Genomic DNA, 12,266 nt, shown 5'->3' with positions numbered 1-12,266 from the left:
GAAGGGATTTGTAATTGGTCATGTTTATTTGGTTTAATGAGTTAAAGCAATCGATTGCGATTATCTCGTGAAAAATACCGGAAGCGCAAATACTTCCGGTTTATATGTTATTTAAGTTCGGGCATTTTTAAACTAAGGGGCTTTTGGTTCCTTAGCATTTTAGCGGCTTCTCCGGTTAGCCACAGGTAGTGATCTGATGGTTTTCCATCCATATTGATGAATGAGGTAGATGCACTTACGGGAGGGTTATCCGAGCCTTTGAAAATTGCAGTTCCCTCATTAACCTCATCAAACATAGCTACGTATAGCATAGATGCACCGGCATTAAGTGTGGTAGCTATTTGCTGCCAGAAAAATCGCCCACCTTGTCTTGGTATAGAGCCTACTGGTTTTACATCATCAGGAAATTCCTGTTTGCTTAAATTGTGCCAGCTAAAACCAGGATAAACACAAGGCACATAGTCTACATGATTGTCTTTACACCATTTAATATCATCTATGGTATTGTCACGTAATCTGTCCATGTCATTATGAAGCAAACCACTGTAGCGCTGTACCGTCCATGGCAATACGATATCACTCTTTTTAATTAATTCATGTAAATAAGGGTCATTAATACAATCTGCATTTAAAGTGCGCCACGAAGTAGGCACACCAAGCATAACTGAACAGTTGCCATATACAGGATCATTTTTTAAGAAATCAATTAGTTTCTCTAAACCGATATTTCGGATATTGTATGGGCGATCAGGAAAGCCTACACCCCAAATTGTAACCAAAGGTTTTCCGTTATGGTGTAAATATGTTTTCTTACCTGCCTGGTTTGTTACCTTTAATTCATCTACAAGGTATTTCCAATCCTCAATTATTGCAGAGCAATCTTCGCCAGAGGCACTTAAGCCCGATAAATCATACATTACAGCTACAGCGCGTTCGTATTTTGAGGCGGCTTCAAAAGCATTCTTTAATATGGTTAATGCTGCTTTATCCTTGTGCTTTGCATTGCCAAAAAACCTTTGCATAAATACCCCGTCAACGCCATATTGCTGCATCCATTTAAAATGAAGATCTACTGTACTCTTATCGTGTGAGCTAAAAAACTTTGCGGGTTGCCCACTGCTTAATTTAAAAGGCGTATTATAGGTTACTTCATATTCGCTCACATCGGGCCACATATCAATACTGCTCCTTTTTTCATCTCCATAGGCATACCTTTTAGAATCGGTGCCATCACCTTCAGCTCTAAACCAGCCCTGATAGCCCGCCATAACCAACCCTTTGTAAGTTGGAAAAAGTGTTTGCTTGCTGTGTTTTGTTTGCCCCTGCGTTTTATACATTAACATGCAGGACAGAGATAAAAGGATAATCTTTTTAAAATTCATACTTGGTTAAATTTGGTTGTTTTGCTCCCGAAGAATTAGCTATTGCTGAATAGCCCTTATTGAGTATCCTTCGTATTTATTGATAAACTTATTCTTGTGCGATTAATAAATACTTAATATTGAATTAATGCATCAAATAATTTCAAAAACCATGGTTACATAGGTAAAAATGGCCTGTAAAAAAGAAAATAGAAACAATATTAATACATGAATTATTGTATAATTGTAGTGATCTTGGCAAGAATATTAATCAAAAAAGTTATCTTGGTGTTCCAGATAGCTAATAAAATAGACCTTAAAAATGTTAGTCTTTGACTAGCTTCACCTTATGATTTTTCTGCAATTGAAAACAAGTTTAATAGGCACTGCTTTTTTACTCCTTCTACTTATTATATCAGTACCTGCTTACAGCCAGTCGTACGGGCTTGGTTTTGCCGGCCATGAAGTAGTTCAGGATAAAAGGACAGCCCTTGATCTTAGCCCGGAACAGCCTTTATGTTTTGACCGTAGTTTCGAGTTATCGTTCGACCTTTCGTTTATGCCTGGCTATGCAGATTACTTCGGTTATGTTTTCAGATTAATTGATCAGGATAAACGCAACATAGACCTTATTTATGATATGAGGTTCTTAGAAAACAAGCATTTCAAACTTATCGTTGGCGATAAAATAACAGATATAGCTTTTGATATTGATACCAATAGATTATATAAGAACTGGCATAATCTGAAGCTTAAATTTAATACCGAACATCAGGAGCTTGTTATGACTGCAGATGGCAAATCTTACAAACAAAAGGTGAGTTTAAAAAGTAATTGTTATAAAGTTTTTTTTGGAGCTAATAGTTATAAAGATTTTAGTGTAAAGGATGTTCCTCCAATGAACATAAAAGATGTAAAAATTACTGAGAATGATAAACTTAGCTTCCATTGGACCCTTGATGGAAACGGCGGTACAAGAGTTGTTGAAAAGATAAAAGGGAAGGATGGGACAGTAGTAAACCCTATCTGGATAAAGAAGATGCACCACGACTGGGAATTGGTTAAAACCCTTAATATTAAAGGTCTGGCTAGTGTGGCTTTAAATCCTAAAAAAGAAAGCTTATATGTTGTTACTGAAGATTCATTGATAACCTATAATGTGATTTCAAATAAGTTATCTTTCTTGAGCTATTCTTCAGGAAAGCAGCATTTGTATGCTGGAAATCAATCTATTTATGATGCAAATACAGATAAGCTGTTCAATTTTTATATAGATCAGAAACTTGTAGCCAATTTCAATTTTACCAATAAAACATGGGATAAAAACTATACTACACCGGATGTGATTACCAATTACTGGCATCCCAATAAGTTTTATTCTGCAATCGACTCGTCATTGTATATGATAGGAGGGTATGGACAGTATACCTACAGACGAAGTATTGAACGTTATCATTTTCCAGATAAAAAATGGACTACTATTAAAGCAGCAGGTGAATTTACTCCAAGATACTTATCAGCTTTGGGGACGGTAAAAGATGGAGCTTATATACTTGGTGGATATGGAAGCGCAACCGGTCAGCAGATACTAAACCCTAAAAATATTTATGACCTCAATTTTTATAATGTTAAGCATAAAACATTTAAAAAGCTATTTGAACTAGCGCCTCCGGCCGAAGAATTTGTTTTTGCAAATTCAATGGTGATTAATGAAAAAGAAGGCACTTATTTCGCTTTAACATTTCCAAATAATAGCTTCAATTCATCTTTGCAGCTTATTGAAGGCTCGTTACATTTGCCAACATATAAACTTGTAGGCAATTCAATTCCTTATCCTTTTCATGATATCTATTCATTTGCTGACTTATTTTACTGTCCGGAAAACAAGAAGTTCGTAGCTGTTGTGCTATTTCATGAAGAGAAAACCAACATGACTTCGGTTAAGGTATATACATTGTCTGGTCCACCTGAAGCTGCTTTGGCTGATGCACAAAAAGGACTATTCTGGTTAAAAAGTAAGTATTTACTGATTCTTGTACCATTGCTTGCACTAATTGGCTTTGTATTATTTCGTCGGAAGAGTCGGAAAAGAAAAGAATCAGTTAAGGTACAGGCGCCTGTTCAGGGACAACCTGTTGATGAAGCTGTGTCTGAGCAATATGAGAACGTTGAACAGTATATATCGGAGGAAAGAGAGCTCGTTAAAAATGCTATTTTCTTGTTTGGCGATCTTCAGCTCTTTGATAAAGAAGGCGAAGATATTACTAAGTATTTCTCTCCATTACTAAGAGAGTTGTTTTTGGTAGTTTTAGTTTATACCATTAAATGGGGAAGAGGTATAAGTTCCGAAAAACTAACTGAGATCCTGTGGTTTGATAAGACAGCAGATAGCGCAAGGAACAACAGATCTGTGAATATTGTAAAGCTAAAGGTGATATTGGAAAAAATGGCTGGCTGTCAGATCTCTAAACAGACTGGATATTGGAAGATAGATTTCGACGATACTAAAGTGAAAATAGACTATAGCCAGTATCTGAACATCGTAAGCAGTAAAGGAGAAATGGATAAACGAAGGGTGAATGAACTTACCAAAATCATCCACCGCGGAAGCTTCCTGTCAAACGTAGAGTACGATTGGTTAGATACCTTTAAATCTGATCTCTCAAACGAAATCATAGATGCGTATTTACACTATGCGGCAACAATTAAAATAACCGATGATCCCGAATTTATGATCAATCTTGCTAATTATGTATTCTATTTCGATCCGGTAAATGAAGAAGCGATGATTATTAAGTGCAAGGCTTTGGTTCATTTAGGAAAGCACTCACTAGCCAAAACTAAATTCGAGACCTTTAACAAGGAATATAAAGCTATATATGGTGAAGAATTTAAGCACAGCTTCCAAGAGATACTGGAGTAAATCTTAGTAGCTGTTTTTAAGTATTCTAATCTGTAGTTAAATCTTCAGGGTTATTTTTGAGTGTCGATGAGCGAATAATCAGCTTTGGTTTTATACTTACAATCTTAGGAGTGTTGTCTTTATCTGACGATTCTATCTCCTGAAAATATAAGTTTGCAATTGTTTTACCCATGCTAACACTGTATTGATCTATTGTGGTAATAGAAGGACTTGTTATTTCAGTAAATGCTTCATTCGAATAGCCGCAAATACCCAATTCCTCGGGAACTTTTAATCCCATTTTGGTAGCTACTTCCAGAACTCCTAAAGCAGAGAAATCGGAAGTAGAAGCAAATATGGCATCAGGTGGTTCCGGAAGACTTAGTAATTCTTTTGTTGAAGCCGCTCCAAGCTCCTTAGTCCATGCATTTTCCTTAATGAGCTCTGGTAGGATAGGGAAGTTGTGTTTTTCTAATGCAGCAAGATAGCCTGCTTTCCGTTGTCTAAAAATATTTAGGTTTTGTGGTCCTTCTAGAAGTGCAATTCTTTTATAACCCTGCTCAATTAAATGAGTAACTGCATCTATAGAAGCTTGCTCATTATCGTTCAATACTTTAAAGGTGTCGAGATGTTCGGCCACCCTGTCAAATTGTATAAGTGGAATGCCATGCTCTCTAATAGTTTGAAGGTGTTTGTCATCCTCAAAATCAGCACTAAGTGAAATCACAATACAGCTTACATGTTGATTAATTAAGGTATCTACACACTTAACCTCTCTTGAAGAAGACTCATTAGACTGACAAATCACAAGATTATAACCTTTTTGATAAGTAACCTCTTCTATACCTGCAATCACATCAGCAAAGTAGTTTTGGTTGATGCGTGGAACGATAACCCCAATAGTTTGATTATGACCTTTTCTTAGGTTAGATGCCAGACTATTCTGTTTGTAATTTAATTCTTTGGCCGTATCTAAAATAAGTTTCCGCGTGGCCTCACTAACATTGCTGTTATTACTTAAAGCTCTTGAAACCGAAGAAGCATTTAAGTTTAGTTTCTTCGCAATATCATAAATCGTTGTCCTTTTCTGATTTTTCATCAGTATATATTGTTTTTTATTTGGTTAGTTATTTTTATTGGCTGTTTTTTATCATGCTTTATCAACCGCGTCATCCCGGCTTTGCCCTTCTCTTGAGAGGTCCTGAAATAAATTCAGGATGACGGGGTGATACCACACCATCACGAGGCGGTACGACACTAGGCTGGACTCTATCATACGACGCTATAACGAAGCAATTAACACACTATAACTACACTGTAACAGTATTTAGTAATAGTACAATTTATTAATCGGATAAATATCATAAAATATTTTTATTGCAATCGATTGCTTAAATTAAATATTTTACTATTTTCGTTAAACCAAATATTAATAATTTATTTCAACCCAAATATATAAAGAAAACATGCTGCTATTAGGTATTGATGTAGGAACATCATCTGTCAAAGTTTCGGTAGTTGATGTTGCATCCGGTGACATTCTTTCAAGTGCCCAATATCCCGATAATGAATCGGAGATTATTGCCCTTCAGTCGGGCTGGGCAGAGCAGTCGCCAGATATGTGGTGGGAACATGTTCAACAAGCCATACTCAACTGTAATGCAAAAGGAAAATACAACCCATTAAACATAGAGGCTATCGGTATAGCTTACCAAATGCACGGACTAGTTATTGTAGATGAAGCTCAAAATAGTCTGAGAAACAGTATTATATGGTGTGATAGTAGAGCCGTAGAGACGGGAGAAGAGGCATTTAATGCTTTAGGAAAAGAGCATGTATTAAGTCGTATGCTTAATTCGCCAGGTAATTTTACTGCCTCAAAACTTGCATGGGTAAAAAAGAACGAGCCCGAAACATATAGTAAAGTAGCAAAGATGATGCTGCCCGGAGATTTCATTGCAATGAAACTTACCGGAGACATTACAACAAGTAATTCTGCTTTATCAGAAGGGATTCTTTGGGATTTTAAAGCCAATGCGATATCTACTGATATCATGGGGCAGTTCGGATTCTCATCAAGTGTTATTCCGGAGATTAAACCGGTGTTCTCGGAACACGGACAAGTAAAGAAATCGATTGCTGAAAAGCTAGGTTTAAAGGCTGGAATTCCTGTTGCTTATAAAGCAGGTGATCAGCCAAATAATGCACTTTCATTAAACGTTACTCAACCTGGAGAAGTAGCAGCAACAGCAGGTACATCAGGTGTTATCTATGGCGTTACAGATCAGCTACTATACGATAAACAATCACGTGTAAACACATTTGCACACGTAAACCATACAGCTAAGGACAAGCGTTTAGGTGTTTTGCTATGCATCAATGGTACTGGAAGCATGAACCGTTGGACAAAAAACGTAATCGGCTCATCAACAGATTACGTAGCAATGAATAATGCAGCAAGCAAAGTTGCCAAAGGAAGCAACGGACTATATGTTCTTCCTTTTGGAAACGGTGCCGAGCGTATGCTGAATAATAAAATTGTTGGTGCACATTTACAACAAATAGACCTTAATCTTCATACTCAGGCGCATATTTTCCGCGCAGTACAAGAAGGTATTGCCTTCTCATTCCGTTACGGATTAGATATTCTAAGAGAAAGTGGGGTAAAGCCTTCGGTAATCAGAGCCGGCCGCTCTAACCTTTTTATGAGTGATATTTTCTCTCAAACTTTTGTAAATGTAACAGGAGTACCGGTAGAGCTTTATGAAAACGACGGTAGTTACGGTGCAGCAGTGGGAGCAGGTATTGGAGCCAACATTTTTAAAACTGTAAGCGAAGCATTCAGTAATAAAAAGCCTGTTAAGCTTATAGAGCCAACAAACGAAACATTAGAAGATGAATACCAAACCTGGAAAAAGCTTCTTCAACAACAATTAAACGGTAAATAAATAGTATTTCAATAAATAAAAATCAAGTATGAGCGTAAACACTTTGAACAAGGAATTTTTTAAAAATATCAGTCAGGTTAACTTCGAGGGACGTGAAAGCGATAACCCATTGGCATTTAAATGGTATGATCCTGAAAGGATTGTAGCTGGAAAAACACTTAAAGATCATCTTCGTTTTGCCGGCGCTTACTGGCACTCATTCTGTGGTAACGGTGCAGATCCTTTTGGCGAAGCAAGCCATATTTTCCCATGGAATGAAAAAAGCGATCCTGTAGAACGTGCAAAAGATAAAATGGATGCAGCTTTTGAGTTTTTAACCAAGCTGAGCATTCCATACTACTGTTTCCATGATGTTGATATGGTTGACTATGGTAACGACATCAAAGAAAACGAAAGAAGATTACAAGCATTAGTAGATTATGCCCGTCAGAAACAAGACGAAACAGGTGTAAAATTGTTATGGGGTACTGCAAATCTATTTTCTCATAGAAGATATATGAACGGTGCTGCTACAAACCCTGATTTTCATGTGTTAACTCATGGTGCTGCACAGGTAAAAGCTGCTCTTGATGCAACTATTGCATTAGGTGGAGAGAATTATGTGTTCTGGGGTGGTCGCGAAGGATATATGTCGCTATTAAACACAGATATGAAGAGAGAGCAGGAGCATCTTGCCCGTTTCCTTCATACTGCAAAAGACTATGCAAGAAAGAACGGATTTAAAGGTACATTCCTAATCGAACCAAAACCATGTGAACCAACTAAGCACCAGTATGATTATGATGCTGCAACGGTACTTGGTTTCCTTCAGAAATACGACCTTCTTGGCGATTTTAAATTGAACCTTGAGGTAAACCATGCAACACTTGCAGGTCATACTTTCCAACATGAATTACAAGTTGCTGTTGATGCAGGTTTACTTGGATCTATCGATGCAAACAGAGGTGACTACCAAAATGGTTGGGATACAGATCAATTCCCAAATAACATCAATGAACTGGTTGAATCGATGTTAATCATTCTTGAAGGCGGTGGCTTTAGTCGCGGTGGTATAAACTTTGACGCTAAAATCCGTAGAAACTCAACCGATCAGGCTGATTTATTCTATGCACACATCGGCGGTATGGATATGTTTGCGCGTGCGCTTATCGTTGCTGATGACATTCTTCAAAACTCTGATTACAAGAAAATCAGAACAGACAGATATGCATCATTTGATAACGGTAAAGGAAAAGAGTTTGAAAATGGTATTTTAAGCCTTGAAGATTTGCGTGATTATGCAATACAAAATGGCGAGCCTCAAACTTTAAGCGGCAGACAAGAATTCTTAGAGAACTTGATCAACAGATATATTTAATCCCAGCTATTAATCGGAATTTATGAAAACACTGGGAATATTAGACTATGCAGTTTTCCTCACTTATTTTCTGATTGTTGCGCTGTACGGATGGTGGGTTTACAGGCAAAAAAATACTCATAAGGAAAATTCGAAAGATTTTTTCCTAGCTAAAGATTCACTTACTTGGTGGGCAATAGGGGCTTCCCTTATTGCCTCCAATATTTCTGCAGAGCAGTTTATTGGAATGAGTGGTTCTGGTTTTAAAATGGGTTTGGCAATTGCTACCTATGAATGGATGGCTGCTATTACACTGCTAATCGTGGCAGTATTTTTTATACCGGTATATCTTAAAAATAAGATATACACCATGCCTCAGTTTTTAAATCAGCGATACAATAGTACTGTGGCAATGATTATGGCCATTTTCTGGCTGTTATTGTATGTAGTAGTGAACTTAACCTCTATACTTTATCTCGGTGCACTGGCAATAAACAGTATTTCAGGGATTAACCTGACTGGCTGTATGTATTTGCTCGCTATCTTCTCTATCATCATTACTCTTGGGGGGATGAAGGTAATTGGTTATACTGATGTAATTCAGGTGTTTTTCTTAATTCTGGGTGGCTTGGCAACTACTTATTTAGCACTGGAACTTGTGGCTACACATTTCGGTTCAAGTGGTGTAATGCAAGGCTTTAGTCTGTTAAAAGTACATGCCGAAGAGCATTTTCATATGATCTTTAAAAAAGACAATGAGAATTACCTTGATTTGCCGGGCTTAACCGTGTTGATTGGTGGTATGTGGATTGTAAACCTTAACTATTGGGGTTGTAATCAATACATCACTCAGAGAGCGCTTGGTGCTGACCTTAAGACAGCCAGAAATGGAATTCTGTTTGCTTCTTTCTTAAAATTACTGATGCCGGTTATTGTTGTACTTCCAGGTATTGCAGCATTTGTGCTTTATAAAGAAGGGTACGGAGATTTTAAAACAGATATGTTAAAAGGGGGAGAGGTTTCGCCTGATAGTGCATATCCCGTGCTTTTAAATCTTTTGCCAACCGGACTAAAAGGATTGTCGTTTGCAGCTTTAACAGCTGCGGTAGTGGCTTCTCTTGCGGGTAAAGCAAATAGTATTGCAACCATCTTTACGCTTGATATTTATAAAAAGGTAATTAACAAGACAGCAAACGAAGACAAACAGGTAGTTGTTGGACGAATTACTGTTGTTCTTGCAATGCTAGTGGCCATTATTATATCTCCTTTACTTGGGATAGATAAAAAAGGTGGTTTTCAATTTATTCAGGAGTATACAGGCTTTTTTTCTCCAGGAATTTTTGCTATGTTTATTCTAGGGTTCTTTTGGAAAAAGACAACCTCAAACGCAGCGCTTTTTGCAACCATTGGTGGTTTTGTATTGTCGGTTGTGTTCAAGTTCCTTCCAAATTTTGTAAATTTGGAATTCCTTAGCTCATCGGGTTTCTCAAAACTTGTAGAGCAGCGTGATGGAACTATGTTACATGAAATACCATTTCTAGATAGAATGGGATTTGTTTTTATTATTTGTCTTGTGGTGATGTATGTAATAAGCATTATTGAAACCAGAAGAGGTGTAGTAACAAACGGACTTGAAATAGAGAGAGAAATGTTTAAAACAAATAGAGCATTTACAGTTGGCGCCCTTATAGTTTGTGGACTAATTGTTGCTTTATACACGATATACTGGTAGTTAGGTTTTAGCCAGTTTAGGTTAGGACGGCGGGCTGGTTACCTGCCGTCCTTTTTTTTGTCCAGATTTTCCTCATGAGCCTTCGAGGTTTTTAAGTCGTAATGCTTAAGATGGAATCTGTTTATCCGGTAATTATAAAAGGCTACATCCTGATTTTTTAACTTGAAATCAGCAATTGTAGTATCCTTATTGCCTTTAATACATACTATTTCTTTAATTTTATGCTGATCCAAAGCAGGTTGGATAAAGTATTTAAAGCCTTTGTTTTCGGGTAGCAGGTTGGTAAATACAATGGCCTTTTGTTTGGAGATAAAAGCAGTTGCATAGTTTTTACGGATATTAAATACAATAATCTTCTTCTGATAAATTGCCTCTACCTTGTCGTAAACAGCAAAGGATTGAAAAACCATAAAACATGTTAAGGAGAAGAGCAACATTCGCTTTTTAAAGCCGGCTAAGGCTACCGCAATACAATACAGTGCAACAGAAAGCAGTAATAGTTCAGTTCTGCTAATCCATATTGCAGAAAGGCTGGAGAGGGGCAAGTCAGCAATCCATTTCAATCCTGAGTTTGTGAATTTAATTAGCCATTCAAATATTGGCGCTAAAAACTCGAACCTGCCTAGTAAAATGACAATACCCAAGTACATTAGTAAGGCAATAGGGACCATTATGAACAGATTGCTTATCAAAAAGTAAATCGGAAACTGATGGAAATAATAGATACTGAAAGGGAAAGTTATTAGCTGTGCAGCTAATGACATGGCGATTATTCCCCATAGCTTATTAATCCATTTGTTTTGCGGATGCCACCAGTTTTGTATTTTAGGTTGTAAATATATCAGGCCCAATACGGCAAGAAATGATAGTTGAAAGCCAACATCCCAAATCAAAAAGGGATTATAAACCAGTAAGCAAAAGGCGGCAAATGCTATAATGTTGTAGCTGTTGCTTTGCCTGTTAAAGGATTTGGCAATAATAAATGCCGAAAGCATTATTGCCGACCGCAAAACTGATGGCGAAAAACCTGTTAATAGTGCATAGAGCCAGACGAGAATAATGATAGTTCCTACCTTAAGGAGTTTCAAAAGGCTGTTTCGATTCAGATATTGCAGCATCCAATTCAGCACCAGATAAATCAAACCGACATGCATTCCGGAAACAGAAAGCGCGTGGATGGTGCCTGTTTTAGAGTAGGTACTTAAGGTTTCTTGACTCAAATCAGCTCTGTAACCCAAAATAAGGGTAGCAGCCATCGCAAATGCATCATCATCTTTTATCCGTTTTCTGTAGTATTGCACCTGTTTGGTTCTTAAAGCTAAGGCATAGGCAATTATCGGGTTACCTTGACTTGTATTTGTTTTTGTAAGCTGCGCCTGTTTTAAATACACTTGATGATAAATGTTTTGGCTAGCCAACCACGATTTATAGTCAAATTCTGCTGGATTATATGGAGGTGCAATTTCTGTAATCCTTGCAGGGATAATCAACTCATCGCCATAGGATAACCGTATAGAATTTAAACTGTCGGTTTTTACGGATACCATTAATTTACCTATAGCTTTAATAGATTCAATAGGATCGCTTTTTTTGGGTAAGTAAGATTTGGTAACACTTGCTCTGAACCTTAAAATGCCTGATTTTAGCTGCGGCTCATCATTAACCCAAACCCTTAAATAGGCCTGTTTTTTAACGCCAAAGTAATCCTTGTTTAAGCGTTGTTTGTTAGCAATGCAGGTAAATGCGCCAAGTAAAAATAGCAGGATGTATATTAAAACGGCCGTCCAGCTTTTAAAGTTATATGCTTTTAGCTTTTTGTAGAACAGGTTTATAATGATCAAAATGGTAAAGCTGATTAGGCATAACAAACCAATCCAGTAAACAAGTGAAGCACTAGTGGTATGGTAAAAGGCGATTATACCCATTGAAAAAGGCAGTAAGATTCTTAAAAATACCACCTCAGCTTTAAAAACTTGTGATTCCATGC

The 12,266-nt window shown here is 37.2% G+C and carries 7 protein-coding genes; 4 read left to right on the top strand and 3 right to left on the bottom strand.

Annotated elements, in window-relative coordinates:
* Positions 1–107: 107 nt before the first annotated feature.
* Positions 108–1,382: a glycoside hydrolase family 99 protein gene (locus tag J1905_RS12385; RefSeq protein ID WP_214227556.1), complete on the bottom strand. Its 1,275-nt coding sequence runs from the start codon at positions 1,380–1,382 to the stop codon at positions 108–110.
* 328 nt (positions 1,383–1,710) lie between these two features.
* On the opposite strand from J1905_RS12385, the gene J1905_RS12380 reads away from it, so the two are divergent.
* A complete protein-coding gene (locus J1905_RS12380) occupies positions 1,711–4,284 on the top strand; it encodes a Kelch repeat-containing protein (RefSeq protein ID WP_214227555.1) in 2,574 nt (857 codons plus the stop codon).
* A 25-nt stretch (positions 4,285–4,309) separates the two neighbouring features.
* On the opposite strand, the gene J1905_RS12375 is transcribed toward J1905_RS12380, so the two are convergent.
* Positions 4,310–5,362 (bottom strand): LacI family DNA-binding transcriptional regulator, encoded by a 1,053-nt coding sequence (locus J1905_RS12375; RefSeq protein ID WP_214227554.1) that lies wholly within the window; start codon positions 5,360–5,362, stop codon positions 4,310–4,312.
* A 367-nt stretch (positions 5,363–5,729) separates the two neighbouring features.
* Between J1905_RS12375 and J1905_RS12370 the strand changes: the two genes are divergently transcribed.
* The 3 genes from J1905_RS12370 to J1905_RS12360 are packed head-to-tail and all read left to right on the top strand — an operon-like array spanning position 5,730 to position 10,279.
* Complete coding sequence (locus tag J1905_RS12370) at positions 5,730–7,211, top strand: xylulokinase (RefSeq protein WP_214227553.1); 1,482 nt, start codon at positions 5,730–5,732, stop codon at positions 7,209–7,211.
* 28 nt (positions 7,212–7,239) lie between these two features.
* Entirely contained in the window at positions 7,240–8,568 is a 1,329-nt protein-coding gene (gene xylA, locus J1905_RS12365; protein WP_214227552.1) for a xylose isomerase, read from the top strand.
* 22 nt (positions 8,569–8,590) lie between these two features.
* Positions 8,591–10,279: a sodium/sugar symporter gene (locus J1905_RS12360; RefSeq protein WP_214227551.1), complete on the top strand. Its 1,689-nt coding sequence runs from the start codon at positions 8,591–8,593 to the stop codon at positions 10,277–10,279.
* 38 nt (positions 10,280–10,317) lie between these two features.
* On the opposite strand, the gene J1905_RS12355 is transcribed toward J1905_RS12360, so the two are convergent.
* Positions 10,318–12,264 (bottom strand): ComEC/Rec2 family competence protein, encoded by a 1,947-nt coding sequence (locus J1905_RS12355; protein ID WP_214227550.1) that lies wholly within the window; start codon positions 12,262–12,264, stop codon positions 10,318–10,320.
* Positions 12,265–12,266: the final 2 nt, after the last annotated feature.

It is taken from the genome of Pedobacter sp. B4-66, from assembly GCF_018492665.1.
Lineage (GTDB): Bacteria > Bacteroidota > Bacteroidia > Sphingobacteriales > Sphingobacteriaceae > Pedobacter.
This window is presented reverse-complemented; position numbering and strand designations above follow the sequence as displayed.